Source organism: Providencia sp. PROV208, from assembly GCF_028479465.1.
GTDB lineage: Bacteria > Pseudomonadota > Gammaproteobacteria > Enterobacterales > Enterobacteriaceae > Providencia > Providencia alcalifaciens.
The window spans coordinates 1-25,519 of sequence record NZ_JAMPNS010000011.1 but is presented as its reverse complement, the minus strand read 5'-3'; the positions used below and the strand labels follow the sequence as shown (position 1 = coordinate 25,519).

Genomic DNA, 25,519 nt, shown 5'->3' with positions numbered 1-25,519 from the left:
CTTGCAAATATTCCTAAAGGGTATTTTTCATAAGAAGTAGTGCACAATCCCTAATAACAATACTGCAACTTGCAGAATGTCCGGTATATACTACTCACTATCTATTTAATGATTGAATATTCCAGTATAAGGCTCTCGCATGACTCAGGATGAATTGAAAAAAGCAGTAGGTTGGGCGGCATTAGAATATGTTAAGCCAGGCACGATTGTTGGGGTAGGTACAGGTTCTACCGCATCCCACTTTATTGATGCATTGGCAACAATGAAGGGACAAATTGAAGGAGCCGTTTCTAGCTCTGAAGCATCAACACAAAAATTGAAATCCTTGGGTATTCCTGTTTTTGACTGTAACAGTGTAGATTCATTAGATGTTTATGTTGATGGGGCTGATGAAGTAGATGGCAACATGAACATGATCAAAGGCGGTGGTGCCGCATTAACTCGCGAAAAAATTGTTTCTGCCATTGCTAAAACGTTTGTCTGTATCGTTGACCAATCTAAGTTAGTGGGTGTTTTAGGTAATTTCCCTCTACCAGTCGAAGTCATTCCGATGGCGCGCAGCTATGTTGCGCGTGAATTGGTTAAATTAGGCGGGCAACCAGTTTACCGTGAAAATGTGGTGACGGATAACGGTAACGTTATTCTGGATGTCCACAACTTAAAGATCCTCGATCCTGTTGCATTAGAAAACAAAATCAACGGTATTGCTGGCGTCGTGACTGTGGGACTATTCGCTAACCGTGGTGCTGATGTCGTATTGATGGGAACAGCTGAAGGTGTAAAAACTATTAAGCTGTAATCTTCTGTGGTTAATGATAAGCCAGTGGATTTTAAGTTCACTGGCTTATTTTGTTTTTAACTAGATAGCTAAAGCGTTAATGACTTTTATAAATATGGTAAACCTGAAAATTATTTAAATTTTTTTTACCATCCGTTATTTTGGTGATATATCTCACACAAATGCCCATTGGGTGGGCAAAATGCTTATTTTGTGTTACCGCTCTAGATTTTCCACCACATAACTTCTTTTTCTTCACACTTTTTAGCAGCGTCTAAGCAATCGTTTGTATTGCTACTGCGCTGAATTTTGCTATGTTGGTATTCTCGTTTTATTTCAAGGTGCATGTGAGGGGCTGGAGTGCCTTAATTTCATGACTTGCATCTCGAATTATTTTGAGTTCATACGAAATTCATCTGTCATAAATTAAGTACGATAGGGTAGGGTAAATGGTCAAGGTATCTTTGCAGAAAGACAAAATTAAATTTTTACTGCTTGAAGGTGTTCACCAAAGTGCTGTGGATAACCTCAAAGCAGCGGGTTACACCAATATCGAATATCACAAAAGCGCGCTGTCGGACGAAGAATTAAAAGAAGCAATTAAAGACGCTCGTTTTGTCGGTATCCGTTCCCGTACTCATTTGACTGAAGAGATCTTTGCATCGGCAGAGAAACTGGTGGCAGTGGGTTGCTTCTGTATTGGGACTAACCAAGTTGATTTAGATGCGGCAGCAAAACGCGGTATTCCTGTCTTTAACGCACCATTCTCCAACACACGTTCCGTGGCGGAAATGGTATTAGGTCAGCTATTACTATTATTGCGTCGTATTCCTGAAGCCAATATGCAGGCGCACCGCGGTATTTGGGAAAAACAAGCGAAAGGCTGTTTTGAAGCTCGAGGCAAGCGTTTAGGTATTGTCGGTTATGGTCATATCGGTACTCAGTTAGGGATCTTAGCTGAAGGGATTGGTATGGATGTTTATTTTTATGACATTGAAAATAAATTGCCATTAGGTAATGCGACGCAAGTTCGCTCATTACCTGAGCTACTGAAAATGAGCGATGTGGTGAGTTTGCATGTGCCCGAAACAGCAAGTACCAAGGATATGATTGGTGCAACGCAATTTGAGCAAATGAAAAAAGGTGCAATTTTCATCAATGCTTCTCGTGGTACGGTCGTTGATATCCCAGCACTTAGCGCAGCATTAGAAAGCAAAAAATTATCAGGCGCGGCAGTTGATGTGTTCCCAACAGAGCCAGCGGCAAATAATGATCCGAATGATCCGTTCATCTCTGAGTTGATTAAATTCGACAACGTGATCCTGACACCACACATCGGTGGTTCAACGGAAGAAGCGCAAGAGAATATCGGTTTAGAAGTGGCGAGTAAGCTAGCAAAATACTCTGACAATGGTTCAACATTATCTGCGGTTAACTTCCCTGAGGTTTCACTGCCAGTCCATACGGATGATACCAACCGCTTACTGCATATTCATGAAAACCGTCCAGGGATGATGAATAGCATCAACCAAGTATTTACGGAAAATAACATCAACGTAGTAGGGCAATATCTGAGAACGTCAGGTAATGTTGGTTATGTTGTTATTGATGTGCTGACGCAATCACCTGGTCAGGCGGATGAAGTGTTAGTGAAATTGAAATCACTGCCAGGCACTATTCGCGCTCGCCTGTTGTTCTAATTAAATTTAGCTTTTTATTCTCATATGGCGTTGGTGCTTACCAGCGCCATATTTTTTTAGGGGTGATAATTTCAGGTAATGGAATATCCCAATGTGCTACTGGTAAATTTTCAACTTGCTGGCAATCATGGGCAAGCCCAATAGGATAAAAGCCAGTTTGCTGCCATTTCGCTAACGTTCTATCGTAAAAACCGCCACCCATTCCTAATCGCTGCCCTTGGCTATCAAATGCCACGAGTGGGATCATCATAATATCGAGCTGCTCAATGGGTAATACATCTGAAATATTCAATGGAGGTTCTTCGATATTAAACTTATTTTTTACTAGTGCAGTTTCTGGTGTGTAACGTAAAAATAAGAGGTTATTAGGGCTAAATGGATGAATGACGGGGAGATAAATATGTTTCCCTTGTTCCCAGAGAGCTTGAATTAATGGGCGTGTATTAATTTCCCCATCGAACGATAGAAATAGGGCGATAGTTTTTGCCTGTGCTATTTTGGGGTGATTGAGTGAGTGAGTCACTATTTGCTGTGCCGCAGCGTCTTGTGCTTCAAGGGAAAGTGCCCGACGGGCTGCCCTAATGGATTGACGAATTTGCTGACGTGATAAAGAAAGCGCATCTGACATAACCATTTTCATATACCTTCCCTCATAGAAAGTTGTATAACCAGCGGAAAAACATAACAAACAGTATATCGCAAGCGATAGGAATGGGTAGTTTTTCGCAGAGTATTTGGGAAGTTGTGCAGAAGACACAGAAACAACAGGAAAAGAAAGGGGGTCTCCAAGATGCCGTTGTAGGCTGTAACCCTTGAACCCTTGGTTCAAGGTGAACGCAGTTTAGCAACCTTTAGGCTTCCTGAGCGAATCAGGCATGCTCACCAGCGCAAAAACCACATTCTGTTTGGTATGAAATATCGGCTCAGGGGACTCACCCACTGACGCGCATCTCAGAGAAATTTGTTTTGAGAACTTACGTTACTCAGTGACTTCATTGTACGAAATTAGAGTATAAATGCAACCTAATTTTTAGTTTTATTTTTTACTAGTGATTGATTAATAAGCATAATTACTCTAGGGGCAATACCTGCCTCTCAGTGATTTTCACCTGATCGTGCAACGCTTGCTCAATCGTTTGTTGCAATACCTTTATCTTCTCTTCCATATTATAAGCATAATCGCGTGTTTTTGTCTTTTCTTGTGCTAATTCGTGACAGACGTTCAATGCGACAATGAAAATAAGCTGTTCAGTGTTAGTTACACCACTTCTGTCTTTTAAATTCTTTAGACGTTCTTCTAACTCTTTTGCGGCTTCTAACAGCGCTTCTTTTTGTTCTATTGGGCAATTAACGCGCATAGATCGCCCAAAAATCTGAATATCAACGGGTTGTGCGGACATGATACCTCCATACTAAAATCTTTTTCGCCAATAAAAGTGGGACATTTGGCGTAAATGTTGTTAATTTTCACATAGCTTATGCATAGATAGGCATTGGCGTTATATTACTAGTTTAGAATAAAAATAAACTAATAATAACTCAGACAAAAAAAAGCAGACTGGTCTAGCGGCTATCCTTGGTGGTAGCATATCACGAATCCCAAGCTAACATGACGAATTCAGATGTCTATACAAAAATCTTTACCTAACTATGAATCGTTGGACAATTTGCTCCAACAGCACTCAATCGCACTCACTGCTGCCGAAATCCATGGTTTAATTACCGGATTAATTTGTGGAGGAAGTCGTGACCACGGTTGGCAAACACTCGTCCATGATTTGGCAAATGACGGGCTTGCATTTCCACAGACGGTAGCTCAGCCGCTACGTGAGCTGTATGACCTCACATTTGATGCATTAGATGACAGCGAATTCGCATTTAATATGCTATTTCCTGATGAAGACGCTTCAGTGTTTGATCACGCAGATGCGTTAGCTGGCTGGGTTAATCACTTCTTACTGGGCATTGGTGTTGCTCAACCTAAACTTACTGATAAAAAAGAGATTAGCGAAGTTATTACTGATTTACGTAACATCGGTATGCTTGGTTATGATGAAGAAGAAGACCAAGAAGAGCTTGAGCAAGCCTTAGAAGAAGTTGTTGAATATGTCAGAGTTGCCGTTCAACTGTGCTACATCGCATTAGTTGAGCCGAAAAATGGACCAACCGCAGTCGAGAATATCAAGCCCGTTCTCCACTAATCTATAATGCTAGGTAATGACCATTAACCGTCGGTTTTCTGGGTTATCAGAAGCCTATGGTTAAGGGGGCTCTTTACCTAATATAAGACGATTGCTCTTTGATTTTTAGCTAATCATCAAATAAGCAATTTACCTAAAACCCAAAATAATAAGGCAATAACGGTATGAATAAGCAGGAATTTATTTCTCGTCGTAATGCATTATTGGCTCAAATGGCGCCTGCAAGTGCTGCCATTATTTTCTCAGCACCTGAAGCACAACGTAATGCGGATTGCGAATATCCGTATCGCCAGCACAGTGATTTTTTGTATCTGACTGGATTTAGTGAGCCAGAAGCGGTTTTAGTTTTAATTAAAAGTGATGAGAAACATAGTCATACCGTGTTGTTCAACCGCGTCCGTGATTTAACCGCAGAAATTTGGTTTGGTCGTCGTCTAGGACAAGACGCAGCACCTGAAAAATTAGGTGTAGATAAAGCGCTACCATTTGATGAGATTGTTGATCAACTCTATCAATTATTGAATGGATTAGATGTGGTTTATCATGCTCAAGGTGAGTTTGAGTATGCGGATAAATTGGTTTTTGGTGCGCTGGATGTATTACGCCGTGGTAGCCGCCGCAATTTGAAAGCCCCTCAAACTGTTATTGATTGGCGTCCGATGGTGCATGAAATGCGTCTGTTTAAATCGGATGCAGAAATGGCAGTTATGCGTAAAGCGGGGGAAATCTCAGCCTTAGCCCACATTCGTGCGATGGAAACTTGCCGTCCAAATATGTATGAATATCAACTCTGTGGTGAAATTGAATATGAATTCACTCGCCATGGCGCGCGTTTCCCTTCCTATAACACTATCGTTGGTAGCGGCGAAAATGCCTGCATTTTGCACTACACCGAAAATGAATGTGCTATGAAGGATGGAGACTTAGTTTTAATTGATGCGGGTGCGGAGTTAGAAGGGTACGCAGGAGATATTACTCGTACGTTTCCTGTGAATGGTAAATTTACCCAAGCGCAGCGTGAAATTTACGACATCGTTCTTGAATCTATCAATACCGCATTAGCGCTTTATCGCCCAGGAACCAGCATCCACGAAGTGACTCGACAAATTGTTCGTATCAAAACGGAAGGTTTAGTGAAATTAGGCATTTTACAGGGTGATGTCGAACAATTGATCGAAAACAAAGCGTATCATCCATTTTTTATGCATGGTTTAAGTCATTGGTTGGGCTTAGATGTGCATGATGTTGGTTTCTATGGTGTGGAAAGAGATCGCATTTTGGAACCGGGCATGGTGCTGACCATTGAGCCGGGGCTCTATATTGCACCAGATGCAGATGTACCCCCTCAATACCGCGGTATTGGTGTGCGTATTGAAGATGACATTCTTATCACTGAAGATGGGAATGAGAATCTAACGTCAATGGTCGTGAAAGATCCAGATGAAATAGAAGCGTTAATGGCGGCTGCTAAAAAACGCTTAGGTTAAGCAGTACAAAGTAATAACAGAAGGTAATTAATAATCTATGAATGTGATTATTGTTGGGGGAGGGATGGCTGGCGCCACATTGGCTCTGGCGATTTCGTCACTCAGTCAAGGACGCGTTTCGGTATCACTCATTGAAGCCTCTCGACCGGAAGGTCAGCATCCAGGCTTTGATGCTCGAGCGATTGCATTATCCCACGGCACCTGTCAGTACTTGTCATTGATAGGTGTTTGGTCTGCTTTTGCTGACTGTGTGACTCCGATTAATCACGTTCATGTGTCTGATAGAGGTCATGCCGGTTTTGTTAATATTCATGCCGAAGATCACCAGATTACCGAGCTAGGTAATGTGATTGAATTGCATGAAGCTGGCGCCCGTTTATTTACCCTGTTGCGTAAGGCCCCAGGAGTCAAACTCTATTGTCCTGCAAAAGTAGAGCATGTAGAGCGTACCGTGGATAATGTGACGGTCACGTTAGCAAGTGGCGAACAAATTACGGGTCATCTTTTAGTGGCGGCCGATGGAAGTCGCTCTGCGATTGGACAAGCTTGTAACATGCAATGGCAGCAGGATGATTATGGGCAAGTGGCGATTATCGCGAACGTCAAAACAGCAATTGACCCCGCAGGACGTGCTTTCGAACGCTTTACTGAATTTGGTCCTTTAGCGTTATTGCCTATGTCAGAAGGGCGCAGCTCGCTAGTGTGGTGCCATCATCAAGAGCATGCTGATGCTATTAATTCATGGGACGACGAAACGTTTATTCGCAAATTACAGCAAGCATTTGGTTGGCGTTTAGGTGAAATCACCCAAGCCGGTAAACGCAACTGTTACCCGTTAGTATTAAGAAAAGCGGTTAATTCAGTGAGTCATCGTGTTGCGCTGGTGGGAAATGCAGCTCAGACGCTACACCCAATCGCGGGGCAAGGTTTCAATCTTGGGATCCGTGATGTAATGCAATTAGCTGAATTAGTGGTGAATGCTCATGCTAATCAGCAAGATATTGGTCATTATTCATTGCTAAATCAGTACCAACAATCCCGATTAGCTGACAGAGAAAAAACGGTTGCCATGACGGATGGTCTGGTTCGGTTATTTGCTAATCGTTGCTTTCCCCTGATCGTTGGGCGCAATTTGGGACTGATGGCGATGGAAATGTTACCGCCTATTCGTGATGTTTTAGCCCGCCAAACCCTTGGCTGGGTCGCACATAAATAACCACAAAATTAAGAGGAATTATAATATGCAATCGTTCGATGTGGTTATCGCTGGTGGTGGCATGGTTGGGCTGGCATTGGCATGTGGACTCGAAGGCAGTGGTTTACGTGTGGCAGTGGTAGAAAACCATCCGCCTAAAGTGCCATTTTCTGCCAGTGAGCCCCATGCGCTGCGCGTATCAGCAATTAATGCAGCGAGTGAAAAATTATTGGCTCACTTAGATGTGTGGTCAGCCATTAAAGGAATGAGAGCGTCTGCCTATAATGGTATGGAAGTGTGGGATAACCATAGTTTTGGGCGTATCGCTTTTTCTGCAAAAGACCAAAACCTTTCGCACTTAGGTCATATTGTTGAAAATAATGTGGTACGTGATGCGCTGTGGCAAAAAGCCAGCCAATTGCGTGATGTGACATTATTAGCGCCAGCGACCATTAAGAAAGTTGTTTGGGGCGAAAATGAGGTTTTCATCACGTTAGATGACGAAAATATGCTGACAGCTCGATTAGTTGTCGGTGCCGATGGGGCGAATTCATGGTTACGTAGTCATGCGGATATCCCACTGACATTCTGGGATTATGAACATACTGCGTTAGTTGCCACAATTAGAACGGAACGTCCACACGAAGGGATTGCTCGCCAAGCCTTTAATGGGGAAGGTATCCTCGCATTCTTACCATTGAGCGACCCGCATTTATGCTCGATTGTGTGGTCCCAACCAAACTTAGCCGCGGCGCGTCGCCAAGATTTAGACAAGCTCGAGTTTGAGAAAGAGTTAACCGTTGCATTTGATGCTAATTTAGGGTTATGCCAGCTTGAAAGCGATCGTGTGACTATTCCATTAACTGGGCGTTATGCACGCCAGTTTGCGGCTCAGCGTCTTGCACTTCTGGGGGATGCTGCTCATACGATTCATCCATTGGCAGGTCAGGGCGTTAATCTTGGTTTTATGGACGTTGCTATGCTGATCGGTGAAATCAGAAGATTGCATCGAGAAGGTAAGGATTTTGGTCAATATTTCTATTTACGTGACTATGAGCGCAGTCGTAAACATAGTGCCGCATTGATGTTAGCGGGTATGCAAGGGTTCCGTGAGTTATTCGATGGCAATAACCCTGCGAAAAAATTGTTACGTGATATTGGCTTAGTATTAGCGGATAGCCTACCCGGAATAAAACCACAATTGCTGAACCATGCAATGGGCTTATCGGATATGCCTAAATGGTTAAAACAACTCCCTATTGATAGTCAGTAATCGATTTTATTTTTCTCTTATAGACGGAACGCTGAGTTTAACGCGTTCCGTTTTTTTATTTGTAATCACTATCTACCCACCTCGTTGATACTTTCCAATGGCTGAGAAAAACTAATTTATCCCTTATTTCGGATTAGTTTTTCTAATTTAACAATTAGAAGCTGTTAGAGCCTTATTTCGATGGGAATCTCAGTTTTGATGATATTTTGCTCACCAATAAGCCAAATATGAAGGGATTGAGTGATCGTTCTCAATTATTTAACAAAAAGCGCTGGCAATATAACCGCGCAATCAGTAATACAGTGAGTACGTCACCCTATTTTTTTTTATAGCATCCAATTTCGAATGTTAGCGATTTTGAATCAAATTCGATGATTTGCGTTTTGATGAAACGGGGTTTACAGAAAAAATTTATACCGTCATCACGCAATCACCCCATCAGACACAGTAATGTAAAGAGGGTATTCATGGTAAAGCAAACAACTCTATATGATGAGCATATAGCCTGCGGTGCAAAAATGGTGGATTTCCACGGGTGGATGATGCCACTGCACTATGGTTCGCAAATCAACGAACATAATATTGTCCGAACCGATGCAGGAATGTTTGATGTTTCCCACATGACCATTGTTGATTTACATGGTGAAGGCTGCCGCGATTTTCTCCGTTATCTTCTCGCCAATGATATTGCCAAACTCACGATCAAAGGCCGCGCACTGTATACCGGTATGCTGAATGCATCCGGTGGTGTGATTGATGATTTGATTGTTTATTACCTTGACGATGATTTCTATCGTTTGGTGGTTAACTCTGCGACACGAGACAAAGACATTGCATGGATTGAACAGCATGCTAAAGAGTATGCTGTTGCAATCACTGTACGCGATGATCTCGCGTTATTAGCCGTTCAAGGTCCAAAGGCACAAGATAAAGTTCACGCCTTACTGACTGAAGAGCAGCGTGCTGCAATTAAAGATATGAAGCCTTTCTATGGTGTACAAACTGGCGATCTGTTTATTGCAACAACAGGTTATACCGGTGAGAAAGGCTATGAAATCGCAATGCCAAAGCAGCAAGTTGTAGAGTTTTGGCGCAAGCTGCTTAAAGCGGGTGTGCATCCAGCTGGCTTGGGTGCTCGTGATACGTTACGTCTTGAAGCAGGTATGAATTTATATGGGCAAGATATGGACGAGTCTATTTCTCCATTGGCAGCCAATATGGGATGGACAATTGCTTGGGAACCGCAAGATCGGAACTTTATCGGTCGTGAAGCATTGGAAAAGCAACGTGCGCAAGGTTCAGACAAACTGGTTGGTATTGTCATGCGTGAAAAAGGCATTTTACGTGCTGAACAGGTTGTGCGCTTTACCGACGAATCGGGTAAATTGCATGAGGGAGTGATCACTAGCGGTTCATTTTCTCCAACGTTGGGTTTCAGTATCGCATTAGCGCGTGTACCGAATGGGATTAAAAATCAGGCCATCGTTGAAATTCGCCATCGTGAAATGCCGGTTGAAGTGGTTAAGCCGGGGTTCGTACGCGAAGGTAAGGCATTAGTATAATTAGATATTTTCTAATGCAACACAATATTTAGTTTTATTCTCAAAAAACATATTCTCAGAATCAGAAGAGAGGCTAGAAATGAGCAACGCACCTAAAGAGTTAAGATATACCCGTGAACACGAATGGTTACGTGATGAAGGCAACGGTGAGTTTACTGTGGGTATCACTGAACATGCGCAAGAAACTTTAGGCGATATGGTTTTTGTCGACTTACCTAACGTAGGTGATGTCGTGAGTGCAGGGGATGACTGTGCAGTTGTTGAATCTGTTAAGGCGGCATCTGATATTTATGCACCTATTAGCGGTGAAATTATCGCAGTAAATGATGCATTAAGTGATTCTCCAGAATTAGTCAACGAATCACCTTATCAAGAAGGTTGGATTTTCCGCATTAAGATGACTGATGACTCACAGTTAGCTGACCTGATTGATGCTCAGGGTTATCTGAGCATGATCGCCGCGGAAGAGTAATTTATTGCATCGTACTTTGCGCTGTAGCCTGATAGTTCGCTACAGCGCAACGTATTTAAAAATATTGTTTTTATAAAGGTTAGTTTGAACTGGCCCACTTACCTCGCAGTTTATAAATAGGTCTTATCATCGCTAGAGTCTTATAACCTACGCTACGCACGGCAAAAAGGATGGGAACACAGATATGTCGATGTCACTGAGTCAACTAGAAAACCGTTCAGAATTTATCTCGCGCCACATTGGATCATCAGAACAACAAATAAAAACCATGTTAGGTACTGTTGGTGCGACCTCTCTCGATAATTTAATGGACAAAATTGTCCCAAAAGCAATTTTACTACCGGAACCACCAAGAGTGGGTGGTGGTGCTACAGAACAAGAGGCATTGGCCGAGCTAAAAGGCATCGCATCTCTTAATAAACGCTATAAAAGTTACATCGGTATGGGCTATGCCCCTGCAGTACTTCCCCCTGTTATCTTGCGTAATTTGTTAGAAAATCCCGGCTGGTACACGGCCTATACGCCGTATCAACCTGAGGTTTCTCAAGGGCGTCTTGAATCCCTGCTGAATTTCCAGCAACTCACTATCGATTTGACGGGCTTAGATCTCGCTTCAGCGTCCTTATTGGATGAAGCGACTGCGGCGGCTGAAGCCATGGCGATGGCAAAACGTATTAGTAAGTTGAAAAACGCAGAGCGTTTTTTCGTTGCAGATGATATCCATCCTCAAACACTTGATGTTGTGCGTACTCGCGCGGGTACTTTCGGTTTTGAAGTGATTGTGGATAGTGCAGAAAAAGCACTGGAGCATGAAGGGGTATTTGGTGTATTGCTACAACAAGTTGGTACCACAGGGAACATTCATGATTACAGTGAACTGTTTGCTAAGCTGAAAGAGAAAAATATCGTCAGTTGTGTGGCTGCGGATATGATGGCACTCGTTTTACTGACAGCACCAGCAAAACAAGGCGCGGATATTGTCTTTGGCTCCGCTCAACGTTTTGGTGTACCAATGGGCTATGGTGGTCCTCATGCCGCATTTTTTGCCTGCAAAGATGAATTTAAACGCGCGATGCCGGGACGTATTATCGGGGTCTCCCGTGATGCGGCAGGACATACAGCATTACGCATGGCAATGCAAACTCGTGAGCAACATATTCGCCGCGAAAAAGCGAACTCTAACATTTGTACCTCTCAAGTTTTACTCGCTAACATTGCAGCAATGTACGCGGTGTATCATGGTCCTGAAGGTTTAAAACTGATTGCTGAGCGTATTCACCGCTTTAGCTCTATTTTTGCCAAAGCGCTTACAGAGGCGGGTATTACTCTTCGTCATAAAACGTGGTTCGATACTCTCGCGATTGAAGTCGCAGATAAAGCCGCAGTATTAGCGCGCGCAGAAAAAGCACAAGTCAACTTGCGCACAGATATTCATGGTGCGGTGGGCGTGACATTTAGCGAAGTCACTTCACGTCATGACCTGAACGAGTTGTTCTTCGTGATCACTGGCATGGATAAAAAATTGGATTTTGAAGCATTAGACAAGCTCGTTTCAGAAGGCACAAGTTCTATTCCAGCCGCGATGTTGCGTGATGATGTTATCTTAGCCCATCCAAATTTCCATCGTTATCATAGTGAAACGGAAATGATGCGCTACATGCATAGCTTAGAACGTAAGGATTTAGCGCTGAATCAAGCGATGATCCCATTAGGTTCATGTACGATGAAACTGAACGCTTCTGCGGAGATGATCCCTATCACATGGCCTGAATTTGGTGAATTACACCCGTTCTGCCCACCAGAGCAAGCGCAAGGTTATCACCAAATGATTGAGCAGCTTTCTCACTGGTTAGTGCAATTAACGGGTTATGACGCCGTTTGCATGCAGCCAAACTCAGGGGCACAAGGTGAATACGCGGGGCTGTTAGCGATTCGTCGTTACCATGAAAGCCGCAATGAAGGCGCGCGTAATATCTGTTTGATCCCCGCATCGGCACACGGAACTAACCCTGCATCTGCACATATGGCAGGCATGGAAGTCGTGGTTGTGCGTTGTGATGATGAAGGTAATATTGATCTTGTTGACCTCCGTGAAAAAGCGAAGGAACACAGCACAGCTCTTTCTTGTGTCATGGTGACCTACCCATCTACTCACGGGGTTTATGAAGAGAGTATCCGTGAAGTGTGTGAAATTATTCATCAATATGGTGGGCAAGTTTATTTAGATGGTGCGAACATGAACGCACAAGTAGGTCTAACAACACCTGGCTTTATTGGTGCGGATGTGTCTCACTTGAATTTACATAAAACCTTCTGCATTCCTCATGGTGGCGGCGGACCAGGTATGGGACCTATTGGTGTGAAAAAACACTTAGCACCGTTTGTTCCTGGGCACTCGGTGGTCACGCAAGAAATGTTGACTGAGCAAGGCGCGGTTTCTGCTGCACCATTTGGTAGCGCTTCTATTCTACCTATTAGCTGGATGTATATCCGTATGATGGGCTCGCACGGGCTTAGAAAAGCTAGCCAAGTGGCTATTTTAAATGCTAACTACATCGCGAAACGCTTAGCCGCTCGCTATGACATTCTGTACACAGGGCAAGAAGGCTATGTGGCTCACGAATGTATCGTGGATCTACGTCCTATCAAGAAAGATACAGGTATCAGTGAGTTAGATATTGCGAAGCGTTTGATTGACTACGGTTTCCATGCGCCAACCATGTCATTCCCTGTCGCGGGAACCTTGATGATTGAACCAACTGAATCAGAAAGCATCGTCGAAATTGATCGCTTTATCGATGCGATGTTGGCTATTCGTGATGAAATAGACCAAGTGGTTCAAGGTAAATGGACGTTGGAAGATAACCCGTTAGTGAACGCTCCGCACGTTCAAACTGAATTAGCGGAAGAGTGGGCGCATACTTATAGTCGTGAATTGGCGGTATTCCCATCTCACGCAACTCGAGTGAACAAATATTGGCCAGCGGTGAAACGTCTTGATGATGTTTACGGGGACCGTCATTTACATTGTTCGTGCGTACCTATTGAAGAGTATATGTAATTAATTTACTCAGTGTTGAATATGAAAACGCCAGATGAAGATCTGGCGTTTTTTATGGGATTGCCTTTTCTGTAGCCTGTTTTTATAACTACAGCAGCCATCCTTTTTGGTGTGCCTGTTCTAATTGCTGTTCAAGTTGCAACCAAAACTCAGGCAGTATCTCTTGAATATAGTCACACTTACTGACGACCTGCTCATGGCGAATATGATTTTCAACCCAGCTTTGACCTTGATTATGCAAGTTCAATAACATTGGCATCGCTCTGTCAATGGCATTGGCATATTTCGATTCCAAGGTTTCAACAGCATCATACTCATTCCACAAGGCTAAAAATTCCGCATTTTGTGGGCTTGGTAGTAGGTTAAATAGGCGGTTAGCCGCTTTGACTTCTTCATCATGAATGGCATCACGAGCAGCATTATCAAAGACTAAGACATCACCAGCATCAATTTCAACAATATCATGTACTAAGGCGAGTTTAATGGCACGTTCCAGATTAACGCCCGGTACATAAGGTGCGAATGCCATTGCTGCAACCGCAAATTGCCAGCTATGTTCTGCGGTGTTTTCGTGTCTTTCACGGTTTAATAATTTATTTTTTCGATAAACACTTTTCAGTTTATCGAGCTCCATTAAAAATTGGATGACTTCGGTAAAAGCCCCAAAATTCAAAATATTCTGTGGCTTAGTACCTGTTGCAGATGACATAAAAACCTCAATTATTTATCTTCTTCTAAAGAATAAGGGAGTGGGCTAATTGTTAGGCGACTGTGCTCATCTCCCATAACACGAAATACGCTATCGGCTTCCATGTCATTATTCATGATGATTTGGATGCTAAGCTCACCATTACCTAAACGTACTGCCGCGAGAACAGTGCCTGTACGACGCCAGTTTTCACCGAGTTGCCATTCAACACCCTCGCCGATGGTTGGGAGCGCGGAGCCTGTACCTGTAAGCCAATACATCGCTCGTTTGTTAGCACCACGGAACTTGGCACGAGCCACCATTTCTTGGCCTGTGTAGCAGCCTTTTTTAAAGCTAATACCGTGAGGGATAACCTGTAAGTTTGCTGCTTGTGGTAAATGTTGAGCGCTATTCTCTTGGTCAATAACAGCGAGACCGGCCTCAATATCAAGCGCTAACCATTGTTGGTCAGAAACCTGTGGTGCATTTAATGTGTCTGTTATCTTTTGTGCGATGGGCTCATCTGTAATGATTAAGAAGCGTTCTGCTGGGAGGTCAAAATGCAGAAGGGTGCTATTGCCATCAACAACCACTTGATTTTGGTGATCCGGCAATGTAGCAAAAATAGCTGCTAGTGCTTCTCTTGCGCCTTGTCCGGCAATACCCAGTAATTTCAGTTCGGGTTTTTTCTCAAAAGTGACTTTGGAAAAAACGGCATATTTTTTTAGTTCTGCAAGTTGGGCATCGGCGACACTGCATCTTTCAATATAAGAAAAACCATCTAAATGATGGAATAGGCGTAGGTCACTCCACATTTTGCCTTTTGGGTCACAATGTGCGGTCAGTGTGTGGGCATGTTCAAGCGTACTAATATCCGCGGTGACTTGCCCTTGCAGATATTTTTCTGCGTCGGCACCGTGAAGATGAATAAGTTCCCAGTTTTCCAGTGAAATCAATACAAGGGGTAAAGACTGAGAATTGAGGGGAAACTGAAGTGTGTTGTCTACATGAGAAGTCATGATTTCACCTGTTGTTCTTTATCTGATAATGGTGCTTAATGGTAAAATAGCTAGGTCACATTGCAAGCCTAAAACGGTACTAAAGTTTCATTAGCCTATTATTCAGCATAAGCGGGTAAATAGTTTGTAGAAAAACGGTATTTTACAACCTAAAATGTGAACTATGTAGAGTGTGGCATGTTTTATTGACAGATTATCTGATAGAGTATTTAAAATAATCAATCTTATCAGTCAACTGCAACAAAAGGTCGTAGTGAAATGGATAATGGAATGCCTAGCGGGCAAAGTCAAATCGATATCAATAACAAGGCGCGAATTCATTGGGCATGCAGAAGAGGCATGCGTGAGCTTGATATTTCTATCATGCCATTTTTTGAATATGAATATGACGAACTGACAGATCACGATAAACGTATTTTTGTGCGTCTACTCGAGTGCCCAGATCCAGATTTGTTCAATTGGTTGATGAATCACGGGCGTCCGGAGGATGAAGAGCTATTATCTATGATTAAACTCATTCAAGAAAGAAATAAAAATCGTGGTCCTGTGGAAATCTAATCTTTCCATTTCATGGAAAACCCAGCTTTTTTCAACCAGCCTCCATGTGGGGGCGGGTATCATTTTGCTTGTTGCACCATGGGAACCTGGTAACTCGATGATTTGGCTTCCATTATTGGTTATCTTAGTGGCGAGCTGGGCAAAAAGTCAAAAGAACATTAGCAAAGTGAAAGGCGTTGCTGTACTGGTGAATGGCAATAAGCTTCAATGGAAAAAGAATGAGTGGGAAATAATCAAAGCACCATGGTGTAGCCGTTGTGGTATTTTATTGACGCTTAAGGCACTGCAAGGAAAGCCACAGAAGCTGCGTTTGTGGGTGGCGAAAGATTCAGTGTCCGAAGAAAATTGGCGTAACCTCAATCAATTATTACTGCAATATCCCGACATTTGATATTGCAGTTTATTGCGCTTCATCTCTAAAGAGCAGCTTCAATTTCTTGTAGGATCTGCTCACACCATTGGGCGATTCTCTCGTCCGTTTGTTCAAATTGGTTCACATCATCGAGTGCGAGACCAACAAACATTTTACCGTCTTCAGTCAGTGGTTTGGGGCTTTCAAATTCATAACCTTCAGTAGACCAAAAACCAATAAATTGTGCGCCAGTCGGTTTTAGTTGGTGATAGAGCATACCTAATGCATCTAAAAACCATTCGCTATAGTCAACTTGGTCACCCATGCCATACATGGCGACCATTTTGTCGACAAGGTTAAGTTTGGGAAGCGCCTCCCAAATTTCCAGCCAGTCTTCCTGAATTTCACCAAAATCCCACGTAGGAATTCCCAAAATAAGAACATCGTACTGCTCCATTAATTCTGGCGGTGTATCGTTAACGTTATGGAGCGTGATGAAATCATCACCTAGGATGTCGCGTATTTTCTCCGCAACCATTTCGGTGTAGCAGGTACTTGAGCCGTAAAAAAGACCTATTTTCATATATATTCTTACTATATCCAGCGCTGGTTTTTATCACGAGGGACGTATTGTAACAGATGGTGCTACAATCAGGCATAATAGATTGCATGGTAATAATAAAGAGGCATAGGATCTAGCGTGGAAAGTAAACAACTAAATCCATTAATTGAACAGTTTCTTGATACAATTTGGTTGGAGCAAGATCTTGCTGAAAACACCTTGGCATCTTATCGTAATGACCTCCAATCATTAGATCGGTGGCTGGATAAGCAGCAGCTACATTTAGAAACCGTTCAATCTATTGATTTGCAATCTTTTCTAGCAGAGCGTATTGACGGTGGATATAAAGCTGCAAGTTCGGCGCGTTTGCTAAGTTCGATACGCAGGCTATTTCAATATTTTTATCGTGAAAAAATTAGGTCAGATGACCCTTCAGCGGTAATTGCAGCACCTAAAATTCCGCAACGATTGCCAAAAGATTTGAGTGAAAAACAAGTCGAAGATTTACTCAATGCGCCTGCAACTGAGGACTCGCTCGAATTACGAGACAAAGCGATGTTAGAAGTGTTATATGCCTGTGGCTTACGCGTCTCTGAGCTGACGGGATTGACCTTCTCGGATATCAGTTTACGGCAAGGGGTTGTGCGTGTTGTGGGGAAAGGTGACAAAGAGCGTTTGATCCCTCTGGGAGAAGAGGCGATTTATTGGCTGGAAAAATACATTGCAGAAGGGCGCCCTGACTTATTGAATGGAAAGACCAGCGACGTGCTTTTTCCAAGTAAACGCGGTACAAAGATGACCCGCCAGACATTTTGGCACCGAATAAAATATTACGCCGTTTTGGCAAATATTGATGGGGAAGCATTATCGCCTCATGTATTAAGGCATGCATTCGCAACCCATTTATTGAATCACGGCGCAGACTTACGCGTCGTACAGATGCTATTAGGTCATAGTGACCTATCAACAACCCAAATTTACACACATGTTGCCACTGAGCGACTACGTGCTTTACATGAGCAGCATCATCCTCGAGGGTGATGGGTGAAAAGGATAAATATGAAACGCAAATTACTTGTTTTAGGCGCCTGCATCGCGTCATTAACGGCATCTGTTTATGCAGCAACAGAAGAGAAGCTGATTATTGAAAAACTTGCACATTATAATATGCAAGTAGAGTCTATTAAGCCTTCCCCAATTGTGGGTTTAAATACGGTAGAAACGGATAACGGCGTTATCTATGTGACTGATGATGGTAAATATTTATTGCAAGGTCCTATTTATGATCTGAGTGGCAAAGTCCCTGTAAATATCAGTAACCAACCATTATTGAAGAAGGTAGAAGCGCTAAAAAATGAAATGATCATTTTCAAAGCGCCTAATGAAAAATATGTGGTGACCGTCTTTACGGACATCAGCTGTGGCTACTGCAAAAAGTTACATGAAACCGTAGGCGAATTAAACAGTAAAGGAGTTACCGTTCGTTATTTAGCATTCCCACGCCAAGGACTGAAGAGTGATACGGCGAAACAAATGGCATCCATTTGGTGCAATGGTTTACCTCAAGATGCGTTAACGAAAGCATTTAAAGGTGATGAGGTTGCCATGATTGATGACTGTAAAATTGATTTAGGTAATCATTTAAAATTAGGTCAATTATTTAAAGTAACAGGCACGCCAGCGATTATTTTGCCAAGCGGACAAGTGCTACCTGGCTTTTTAAAACCGGATGAATTACTCCAATTACTTGAACAGAAATAATCATTATTGTGAATGTTGAAACTTTTTTACGTCAAAGAGAATTAACGGGTGATGCTGCCGCATTACCCAATATTCCTGAGCTTTTGCAGCGTATTTATGCCTCTCGAGGGATCACTGATATCGCCCAATTAGAGCGAAAAGCCTCTAATTTACTAGATTATCGCTCATTATCAGGGGTTGAGAATGCATTAACGCTGCTCTATGTCGCACTGGTGGAGCATCAAAAAATTACCATTGTAGGGGATTTTGATGCTGATGGCGCAACCAGCACTGCATTGGCCATTCGTGCACTGAAAGCCATGGGGTATGTGAATTTAAATTATATCGTTCCTAACCGTTTTGAAAATGGTTATGGTTTGACGCCGCTAGTGGTGGATGAAGCCTATAAGCAGGGAACTGACCTGATTATTACCGTAGATAACGGTATTTCTTCTCATGATGGGGTCGATGCTGCTCATCAATATGGGATGAAGGTGATTATTACAGATCACCATTTGCCGGGTGAAATCCTACCAACAGCTGATGCTATCATCAATCCAAACCTGAGTGACTGCCAATTCGCATCAAAATCATTGGCGGGTGTTGGGGTTACGTTTTATTTAATGTCAGCATTAAGGGCGCACTTACGCCAACAGCAATGGTTTGAAAAGCAAGGGATCAGTGAACCTAATTTAGCGGAATATCTCGATTTAGTTGCACTTGGCACGGTCGCTGATGTGGTGCCATTAGATACCAATAACCGTATTTTAGTGCATCAAGGGTTAAATCGCGTAAGAGCAGGACGTTGCTGCGCGGGAATCAAAGCGTTAATTGAGGTATCCAAGCGAGATGCGTCTCGTCTTGTCGCGAACGATTTTGGCTTTGCGTTAGGTCCTCGGTTAAATGCGGCTGGACGGCTCGATGATATGTCGGTGAGTATTGAATTGCTACTCACGGATGATATGGCATATGCGCGTGAGCTAGCTAATGAGCTTGATGGTTTGAACCAAACTCGTCGAGAAATCGAAGCAGGCATGCAGCAAGAAGCTTTGGTGTTATTTAATAAAATCGAATATAGCGACAATCAATTACCCAATGGGCTAGCTTTGTACCATCCTGAATGGCATCAAGGGGTTGTTGGGATTTTAGCATCGAGAATTAAAGAGCAGTTTCACCGTCCTGTCATCGCTTTTGCACCCGCCGGTGATGGGTTATTAAAAGGCTCTGGTCGCTCGGTTCAAGGTGTACATATGCGTGATGCGCTTGAGCGTTTGAACACGCTGCAACCAGGGTTAATGCAAAAGTTTGGTGGACATGCCATGGCGGCTGGCTTGTCTCTTGAAGAGAGTAAATTTGACGCCTTCAAATACCACTTTGAGACGTTAATGGGGGAGCTTATTCAGCCTGAACTGTTATCGGGTGTGATCTGGAGTGACGGTGAGCTATTGCGTAATCAGCTGTCATTAGAAACAGCAGAATTACTGCGTGAAAGTGGTCCTTGGGGACAGGCTTTCCCTGAACCGGTATTTGATGGACATTTCCAGTTATTACAACAAAAGTTAGTGGGTGAAAAACATTTGAAATTGATGTTGGAGCCCGTTAATGGTGGACCCATGCTCGATGGTATCATGTTTAATATTGATGTTCGCCGATGGCCAGACAACAGTGTGAAAAAAGCTAAAATCGCATTTAAGCTGGATGTAAACGAATTTCGCGGCAATAAAAATGTGCAATTGATGATTGAGCATATTTGGCCGGATTAAACTGACGATACAATTCGTACAGAAATAGGGGAGTGATGCCCTATAAACCTGACAGGAATTCCGTTATACTAAACGGTTCGTGAATGGAAATATTTATCTTTATTGATCAACTATAAGATAGTGAAAATGACGTTTGAAATAAACCCAGTAAAAAGCAAGATTCAGGACCTGTCTGAACGGACAATGGTTCTGAGGGGGTATCTTTGACTATGATGCCAAGAAAGAACGCTTAGAAGAAGTGAACGCAGAACTTGAGCAACCGGATGTCTGGAATGAACCAGAACGAGCTCAAGCGCTTGGTAAAGAACGCTCTTCCCTTGAGGCAATTGTTGAGACTATTGACCAACTGACCCAAGGTATCGAAGACGTAGAAGGTTTATTGGAATTAGCGGTAGAAGCTGATGACGAAGAAACGTTCAACGAAGCGGGTGCCGAGTTAGACGTACTGCAAGGCAAGTTAGAACAACTGGAATTCCGTCGTATGTTTTCCGGCGAGTATGATAGTGCTGACTGCTACATTGACTTACAAGCAGGTTCTGGTGGTACTGAAGCGCAAGATTGGGCAAGTATGCTCATGCGTATGTACTTGCGTTGGGCCGAGTCAAAAGGCTTCAAAACAGAAATTATTGAAGAGTCCGATGGTGATGTGGCAGGTTTAAAATCTGCGACAATTAAAATCATCGGAGACTATGCCTATGGTTGGTTAAGAACAGAAACGGGTGTTCACCGTTTGGTTCGTAAGAGCCCATTTGATTCTGGCGGCCGTCGTCATACCTCATTTAGCTCAGCGTTTATCTATCCTGAAGTTGATGATGATATTGATATCGAAATTAACCCTGCTGATTTGCGTATCGACGTATACCGCGCCTCTGGAGCTGGTGGTCAGCACGTTAACAAAACTGAGTCAGCGGTGCGTATTACCCATATACCGACCAACATAGTGACTCAGTGTCAAAACGACCGTTCGCAACATAAAAATAAAGATCAAGCCATGCGCCAGTTAAAAGCGAAGTTGTACGAACTGGAAATGCAGAAGAAGAACGCAGATAAGCAAGCGATGGAAGAGAATAAATCGGACATTGGCTGGGGAAGCCAAATTCGTTCTTACGTCCTTGATGATGCGCGAATTAAAGATTTACGTACTGGTGTGGAAACGCGTAACACGCAAGCCGTGCTGGATGGTGATTTGGATAAATTCATTGAAGCTAGTTTAAAAGCTGGCCTGTGAGGAAAAAATGTCTCAAGAGCAACAGGGTGCAGAACACGCTCCCGATTTAAATAACGAACTCAAAGCCCGTAAAGAAAAACTGGTTGCGTTACGCGAACAGGGTATTCCGTTCCCAAATGATTTCCGCCGTGAAAATGTGTCCGATAAGCTTCACGCTGAATTTGGTGAAAAAACAGCAGAAGAGTTAGAAGATCTGAATGTTGAAGTGACTATCGCGGGTCGTATGATGACTCGCCGTATCATGGGTAAAGCATCATTCGCAACATTGCAAGATGTTGGTGGTCGTATTCAGATTTACGTTTCCCGCGATGATCTGCCAGAAGGTATTTATAACGAGCAGTTCAAAAAATGGGACTTAGGTGACATTCTGGGTGCTAAGGGTCGTTTATTTAAAACTAAAACGGGCGAATTGACTGTTCATTGTCATGAAGTTCGCTTGTTAACCAAAGCTCTGCGTCCATTACCAGACAAGTTCCACGGTTTATCAGACCAAGAAACACGTTATCGTCAACGTTACCTTGATTTAATTGCTAACGATGAATCTCGTAACACTTTCATCATCCGTTCTAAGATTTTAGCGGAAGTTCGTAATTTCATGGTCGATCATGGCTTTATGGAAGTTGAAACTCCAATGATGCAAGTCATCCCTGGTGGGGCTTCTGCGCGTCCATTCGTCACACACCATAATGCGTTAGATATCGATATGTATCTGCGTATTGCGCCAGAACTGTATCTGAAGCGTTTAGTTGTGGGTGGTTTTGAACGTGTGTTCGAAATTAACCGTAACTTCCGTAATGAAGGTTTATCTCCACGCCATAACCCAGAATTCACAATGATGGAACTGTACATGGCGTATGCGGATTACCGTGACTTAATCGTTCTGACTGAAGACTTATTCCGTATCTTAACGCAGAAAGTGTTAGGGAATACGGTTGTGAAGTATGGTGAGCAAGAATTTGATTTTGGTAAGCCATTTACCAAAATGACGATGAAAGAAGCTATCTGCAAATACCGTCCAGAAACCAATGTTGCGGATTTGGATGACATGGACAAAGCGGTTGCGATTGCTCAGTCTCTTGGCATTAAGATTGAGAAGAGCTGGGGCTTAGGTCGTATTCAGTGTGAAATTTTCGAGGAAGTTGCGGAAAGCCACTTAATTCAGCCAACATTTATTACTGAATATCCAGCTGAAGTTTCACCATTAGCTCGCCGTAACGATGAAAATCCGTTCATTACAGATCGTTTTGAATTCTTCATCGGTGGTCGTGAAATCGGTAATGGTTTCTCTGAGTTAAATGATGCGGAAGACCAAGCTGAGCGCTTTGCTGAGCAAGTTCGCCAGAAAGATGAAGGCGATGATGAAGCGATGTTCTATGATGAAGACTACGTCACCGCATTAGAGCACGGTTTACCGCCAACAGCAGGTTTAGGTATTGGTATTGACCGTATGGTCATGTTATTTACCAATAGCCATACTATCCGCGATGTAATCTTATTCCCTGCATTACGTCCTAGCAAAGCTTAAATTTTGCTTTTCATGCCCAGTAAATTGCTGGGCATGAACCTCTCAATACGTTGTCACCGTTCTATTTAATTAACCTATGTGAACTTACAATTAATTTGTCGTATTTTTCTTTTGTAGCAAATAAAAGCTGAGTTATATCACGTTGTGCGTTAATTGAATGTCTGTATCTTTTAAGATAACTGCTATTCTTCGCTGGTTTTAATAAATGTAGAGTATTGTTTCATTAATACTTATTTTTATCATCAAGGTGAGCGTTAGCACTTTTTTGTTTTTCAGATTAAGAGAATTTAAGTCTTTTAATGAGTAAATCTACTTGATTGTAATTGATTGATTTTGATATGACATTGCTAATTAGGTTTACTTGATAAAACACGTGTAGATAACTGGATAGATAAAGTAAATAGGCATTACTCATTTTAAGTTATTACTAATGAGATGTGTTTTTGGTGTTAATAAATGGAGATAAACAACCAATAAATAGGAATGCAGGATATCTTATTTAGAGTAGCGATGAGTATTATTGTCGTTAAAATAACGACACCGCAGTGTGGAATTATATTAGTGAAAAATAAAAATGCATTATATTTATGAGAAGACTCTATTTCTCTATTCGACTATATAGAAAATAAGAAGTTTTTAGCTTACACTAGGTTTCTAGGACATCATAATAATAGCGAAGAAAAGTACTGGTAAGGTAAATATATGTTTTTAAAAAATAAATTTTATGTCGCATCTTTGCTTGCGGTAAGCACAGTTTTACTTTCTGGCTGTGTTTCTGGTCCAAACGCGCAAAATACGGCATCAGCTGATTCTCAACTAGCTACAGCATCAACGAAAAGTTCACAAAGCGGTAAGGTCGATAATTCTTACCCTGAATCACAAAATGTTTTAAATAATGCTTTAGATCGCTCGCCAAATGGTGCTGAGCAATCGGGCGTTGCTCCACTTAATACCTGTATTAAAGAACTCAGTTCATTGAAAACATTATCACCAGAAAATTACAATCGTCTGGTTGGTTCATTTAAGGAAGTGAGTGAAATCAATCAGTTGTATAAGCAAATCGAAGCAACTGCTAGCCCAGATACGATTGAACTATTGCAAATGGCAATTGAGTCTAAAACAAAAGTACTTTGTGCTAAGGTGCGTTACAACGCAGTGCTGTCAACGGAATCAACTTTGCAGAAAATTAATGGATTATGAGACTTAACCTAAGGCTTTGTGTCTCTCTGGCACTCTTCTCGACATGTTTTTCATCGGCATCCTATGCGGATCGTTTTAACAATGTCATCGATGACTTTGATACTTACCTTCAATCTGAAAATGAAGGTCAAAAGCCAAAGCCACGTCCTATCGAAGTGCCACTGAGTGTTAAATCACAAGCCCAGGGTTATGATGTTTTATCCACACTTTCGCCAGTTCCACTGCCGAAAGAAAACCGCCAAGTCAAGACGGTTAATGCAAGGAATACTAAAGAGAAAAAGGTCACTCAGCACGTATCGAATACGGTGACGGTGTCTCATTCTCAAAACACTACAGCGCCAGTAACCGCCACGGTACAAACGCAGGTCGAGCCTAAAACACAACCACAAGTAACAGAGCCGGTGACTCCTCCTGTTACAGAGGTTTGTGTGTTACCAACTGAGCCTTCATCTTACCAGCCGACATCTTCATACTTACTGCAAAGTAATCAATGGAACCCTAAGTATTTGGCGAAAGATTTTGCCAAATACCAAGTTATTATTGATCCTCTTGGTCTGTATTCTTCTGATTTCACGAAGAAAGCAGGGGCAGATAATGCTGCCTATTTAGCTCAGTTGGCAAACTTAATTGAGCAGCAACAATTAAAAAGCCTTTATCGCCTTGGCATTGCGCAAGGTGTGGGTGAGTTAATTGCGTACAATAAGCTTTTAACGGATGGTCAGCTAGTCAATAAGCTTACCAACTACAATAAAAGTATTGCTGAGCTAAATCGTATTATTGCTGAAAAACAATCTACGATTAATCAACTTAGCGAAGAAATTACAGCCAACAAGCTGAAAATTGATCAGTTACAAAATGTTGTGAAGTCGGTTGATAATAAAGTTGTTATCGATGAACTTAACAATGAGTTAACGAAATCGAAGGGTGCTGTTGCTGAAAAACAAGCCAGTTTGGAAGCGCTCGCCAAACAGAATGATCAGTCTTTAGAAACCATCAAAAAGTTGGAAAAACAACTTAATGATGGTTTGGTTGATGTTGCGAATACGAAAAAACAACTCACCGACAAAGATAAGCAAGTTACTGATGCTCACCAACGTATTGATCAGTTAACGGCAGAGATTGCGAAACTGCAATCTGACGCTAAACAGCAATTGG

The 25,519-nt window shown here is 42.4% G+C and carries 23 protein-coding genes and 1 other RNA gene; 18 read left to right on the top strand and 6 right to left on the bottom strand.

Translation table 11 applies throughout. The features are described from left to right. Positions 1 to 139: 139 nt before the first annotated feature. Both rpiA and serA read left to right on the top strand, forming a co-directional pair. Positions 140 to 799 (top strand): ribose-5-phosphate isomerase RpiA, encoded by a 660-nt coding sequence (gene rpiA / locus PR766_RS09275; RefSeq protein ID WP_006658033.1) that lies wholly within the window; start codon positions 140 to 142, stop codon positions 797 to 799. 428 nt (positions 800 to 1,227) lie between these two features. Further along, complete coding sequence (gene serA / locus PR766_RS09270) at positions 1,228 to 2,478, top strand: phosphoglycerate dehydrogenase (protein WP_006658035.1); 1,251 nt, start codon at positions 1,228 to 1,230, stop codon at positions 2,476 to 2,478. A gap of 37 nt (positions 2,479 to 2,515) precedes the next feature. Here the strand turns inward: serA and PR766_RS09265 are convergent, their stop codons facing one another. The 3 genes from PR766_RS09265 to zapA form a co-directional block, all read right to left on the bottom strand. Further along, entirely contained in the window at positions 2,516 to 3,118 is a 603-nt protein-coding gene (locus PR766_RS09265) for a 5-formyltetrahydrofolate cyclo-ligase (protein ID WP_224120247.1), read from the bottom strand. Positions 3,119 to 3,256: 138 nt separating this feature from the next. After that, positions 3,257 to 3,439, bottom strand: a non-coding RNA gene (gene ssrS / locus PR766_RS09260) — 6S RNA. 109 nt (positions 3,440 to 3,548) lie between these two features. Beyond that, positions 3,549 to 3,878, bottom strand: a complete 330-nt coding sequence (gene zapA / locus PR766_RS09255; RefSeq protein ID WP_006658037.1) for a cell division protein ZapA — start codon at positions 3,876 to 3,878, stop codon at positions 3,549 to 3,551. Between the two features lie 222 nt (positions 3,879 to 4,100). Here zapA and PR766_RS09250 point away from each other — a divergent pair, with 222 nt between their 5' ends. From PR766_RS09250 to gcvP, 7 genes are all read left to right on the top strand, one after another. Continuing rightward, the gene (locus tag PR766_RS09250; protein WP_006658038.1) at positions 4,101 to 4,679 is read left to right on the top strand and encodes a YecA/YgfB family protein; all 579 of its coding nucleotides are present in this window, start codon (positions 4,101 to 4,103) and stop codon (positions 4,677 to 4,679) included. Positions 4,680 to 4,843: 164 nt separating this feature from the next. Beyond that, the gene (pepP, locus tag PR766_RS09245; RefSeq protein WP_006658039.1) at positions 4,844 to 6,166 is read left to right on the top strand and encodes a Xaa-Pro aminopeptidase; all 1,323 of its coding nucleotides are present in this window, start codon (positions 4,844 to 4,846) and stop codon (positions 6,164 to 6,166) included. Positions 6,167 to 6,203: 37 nt separating this feature from the next. Then, positions 6,204 to 7,382: a 2-octaprenyl-6-methoxyphenyl hydroxylase gene (gene ubiH / locus PR766_RS09240; RefSeq protein ID WP_154635792.1), complete on the top strand. Its 1,179-nt coding sequence runs from the start codon at positions 6,204 to 6,206 to the stop codon at positions 7,380 to 7,382. Between the two features lie 25 nt (positions 7,383 to 7,407). Next, a complete protein-coding gene (gene ubiI / locus PR766_RS09235) occupies positions 7,408 to 8,634 on the top strand; it encodes an FAD-dependent 2-octaprenylphenol hydroxylase (protein WP_006658041.1) in 1,227 nt (408 codons plus the stop codon). A 467-nt stretch (positions 8,635 to 9,101) separates the two neighbouring features. Beyond that, positions 9,102 to 10,196, top strand: coding sequence for a glycine cleavage system aminomethyltransferase GcvT (gcvT, locus tag PR766_RS09230; protein ID WP_006661180.1), 1,095 nt, complete (start codon positions 9,102 to 9,104; stop codon positions 10,194 to 10,196). Positions 10,197 to 10,275: 79 nt separating this feature from the next. Next, positions 10,276 to 10,668: a glycine cleavage system protein GcvH gene (gene gcvH / locus PR766_RS09225; RefSeq protein ID WP_006658043.1), complete on the top strand. Its 393-nt coding sequence runs from the start codon at positions 10,276 to 10,278 to the stop codon at positions 10,666 to 10,668. 184 nt (positions 10,669 to 10,852) lie between these two features. After that, positions 10,853 to 13,729 carry an aminomethyl-transferring glycine dehydrogenase gene (gcvP, locus tag PR766_RS09220; protein WP_036978469.1) on the top strand — a complete coding sequence of 959 codons (2,877 nt, stop codon included), beginning with the start codon at positions 10,853 to 10,855 and terminating at the stop codon, positions 13,727 to 13,729. Between the two features lie 88 nt (positions 13,730 to 13,817). Here the strand turns inward: gcvP and PR766_RS09215 are convergent, their stop codons facing one another. Then, a complete protein-coding gene (locus PR766_RS09215) occupies positions 13,818 to 14,438 on the bottom strand; it encodes an HD domain-containing protein (RefSeq protein ID WP_006658045.1) in 621 nt (206 codons plus the stop codon). 11 nt (positions 14,439 to 14,449) lie between these two features. Then, entirely contained in the window at positions 14,450 to 15,436 is a 987-nt protein-coding gene (gene ygfZ, locus PR766_RS09210; RefSeq protein WP_006661184.1) for a tRNA-modifying protein YgfZ, read from the bottom strand. Positions 15,437 to 15,727: 291 nt separating this feature from the next. Between ygfZ and sdhE the strand changes: the two genes are divergently transcribed. Together sdhE and PR766_RS09200 are read left to right on the top strand one after the other, a co-directional pair. Next, entirely contained in the window at positions 15,728 to 15,994 is a 267-nt protein-coding gene (sdhE, locus tag PR766_RS09205) for an FAD assembly factor SdhE (protein WP_230086674.1), read from the top strand. Next, complete coding sequence (locus PR766_RS09200) at positions 15,975 to 16,385, top strand: protein YgfX (RefSeq protein WP_006661186.1); 411 nt, start codon at positions 15,975 to 15,977, stop codon at positions 16,383 to 16,385. The genes sdhE and PR766_RS09200 overlap by 20 nt, the downstream gene beginning before the upstream one ends. A gap of 25 nt (positions 16,386 to 16,410) precedes the next feature. Here the strand turns inward: PR766_RS09200 and fldB are convergent, their stop codons facing one another. Next, entirely contained in the window at positions 16,411 to 16,929 is a 519-nt protein-coding gene (gene fldB, locus PR766_RS09195) for a flavodoxin FldB (RefSeq protein WP_006658049.1), read from the bottom strand. Positions 16,930 to 17,046: 117 nt separating this feature from the next. On the opposite strand from fldB, the gene xerD reads away from it, so the two are divergent. The 7 genes from xerD to PR766_RS09160 all read left to right on the top strand — a co-directional run. Next, the gene (gene xerD / locus PR766_RS09190) at positions 17,047 to 17,949 is read left to right on the top strand and encodes a site-specific tyrosine recombinase XerD (protein ID WP_006658050.1); all 903 of its coding nucleotides are present in this window, start codon (positions 17,047 to 17,049) and stop codon (positions 17,947 to 17,949) included. Between the two features lie 18 nt (positions 17,950 to 17,967). Then, complete coding sequence (gene dsbC / locus PR766_RS09185; protein WP_006658051.1) at positions 17,968 to 18,669, top strand: bifunctional protein-disulfide isomerase/oxidoreductase DsbC; 702 nt, start codon at positions 17,968 to 17,970, stop codon at positions 18,667 to 18,669. Positions 18,670 to 18,677: 8 nt separating this feature from the next. Next, complete coding sequence (recJ, locus tag PR766_RS09180; RefSeq protein ID WP_036968251.1) at positions 18,678 to 20,411, top strand: single-stranded-DNA-specific exonuclease RecJ; 1,734 nt, start codon at positions 18,678 to 18,680, stop codon at positions 20,409 to 20,411. A 126-nt stretch (positions 20,412 to 20,537) separates the two neighbouring features. Beyond that, positions 20,538 to 21,639 (top strand): peptide chain release factor 2 gene (gene prfB / locus PR766_RS09175; protein ID WP_112860566.1). Its coding sequence is split into 2 segments (ribosomal slippage): positions 20,538 to 20,615 and positions 20,617 to 21,639, totalling 1,101 coding nucleotides; the frame shifts between segments, so codons are not numbered across the junction. A 7-nt stretch (positions 21,640 to 21,646) separates the two neighbouring features. Next, complete coding sequence (gene lysS / locus PR766_RS09170) at positions 21,647 to 23,164, top strand: lysine--tRNA ligase (protein WP_006658054.1); 1,518 nt, start codon at positions 21,647 to 21,649, stop codon at positions 23,162 to 23,164. 702 nt (positions 23,165 to 23,866) lie between these two features. After that, the gene (locus tag PR766_RS09165; protein WP_036964165.1) at positions 23,867 to 24,364 is read left to right on the top strand and encodes a hypothetical protein; all 498 of its coding nucleotides are present in this window, start codon (positions 23,867 to 23,869) and stop codon (positions 24,362 to 24,364) included. Beyond that, positions 24,361 to 25,519: hypothetical protein (locus tag PR766_RS09160; protein WP_272518476.1), on the top strand; the 1,159-nt coding region annotated here is incomplete at its 3' end. The genes PR766_RS09165 and PR766_RS09160, both read left to right, overlap by 4 nt.

What these genes read in the sequence shown, in the direction of transcription:
- zapA (WP_006658037.1), bottom strand. Translation starts at nt 3,878, where the DNA reads ATGTCCGCACAACCCGTTGATATTCAGATTTTTGGGCGATCTATGCGC.
- ubiI (WP_006658041.1), top strand. Translation starts at nt 7,408, where the DNA reads ATGCAATCGTTCGATGTGGTTATCGCTGGTGGTGGCATGGTTGGGCTG.
- PR766_RS09265 (WP_224120247.1), bottom strand. Translation starts at nt 3,118, where the DNA reads ATGAAAATGGTTATGTCAGATGCGCTTTCTTTATCACGTCAGCAAATT.
- rpiA (WP_006658033.1), top strand. Translation starts at nt 140, where the DNA reads ATGACTCAGGATGAATTGAAAAAAGCAGTAGGTTGGGCGGCATTAGAA.
- gcvT (WP_006661180.1), top strand. Translation starts at nt 9,102, where the DNA reads ATGGTAAAGCAAACAACTCTATATGATGAGCATATAGCCTGCGGTGCA.
- fldB (WP_006658049.1), bottom strand. Translation starts at nt 16,929, where the DNA reads ATGAAAATAGGTCTTTTTTACGGCTCAAGTACCTGCTACACCGAAATG.
- lysS (WP_006658054.1), top strand. Translation starts at nt 21,647, where the DNA reads ATGTCTCAAGAGCAACAGGGTGCAGAACACGCTCCCGATTTAAATAAC.
- ubiH (WP_154635792.1), top strand. Translation starts at nt 6,204, where the DNA reads ATGAATGTGATTATTGTTGGGGGAGGGATGGCTGGCGCCACATTGGCT.
- gcvP (WP_036978469.1), top strand. Translation starts at nt 10,853, where the DNA reads ATGTCGATGTCACTGAGTCAACTAGAAAACCGTTCAGAATTTATCTCG.
- PR766_RS09250 (WP_006658038.1), top strand. Translation starts at nt 4,101, where the DNA reads ATGTCTATACAAAAATCTTTACCTAACTATGAATCGTTGGACAATTTG.
- serA (WP_006658035.1), top strand. Translation starts at nt 1,228, where the DNA reads ATGGTCAAGGTATCTTTGCAGAAAGACAAAATTAAATTTTTACTGCTT.
- PR766_RS09215 (WP_006658045.1), bottom strand. Translation starts at nt 14,438, where the DNA reads ATGTCATCTGCAACAGGTACTAAGCCACAGAATATTTTGAATTTTGGG.
- ygfZ (WP_006661184.1), bottom strand. Translation starts at nt 15,436, where the DNA reads ATGACTTCTCATGTAGACAACACACTTCAGTTTCCCCTCAATTCTCAG.
- pepP (WP_006658039.1), top strand. Translation starts at nt 4,844, where the DNA reads ATGAATAAGCAGGAATTTATTTCTCGTCGTAATGCATTATTGGCTCAA.
- dsbC (WP_006658051.1), top strand. Translation starts at nt 17,968, where the DNA reads ATGAAACGCAAATTACTTGTTTTAGGCGCCTGCATCGCGTCATTAACG.
- gcvH (WP_006658043.1), top strand. Translation starts at nt 10,276, where the DNA reads ATGAGCAACGCACCTAAAGAGTTAAGATATACCCGTGAACACGAATGG.
- PR766_RS09165 (WP_036964165.1), top strand. Translation starts at nt 23,867, where the DNA reads ATGTTTTTAAAAAATAAATTTTATGTCGCATCTTTGCTTGCGGTAAGC.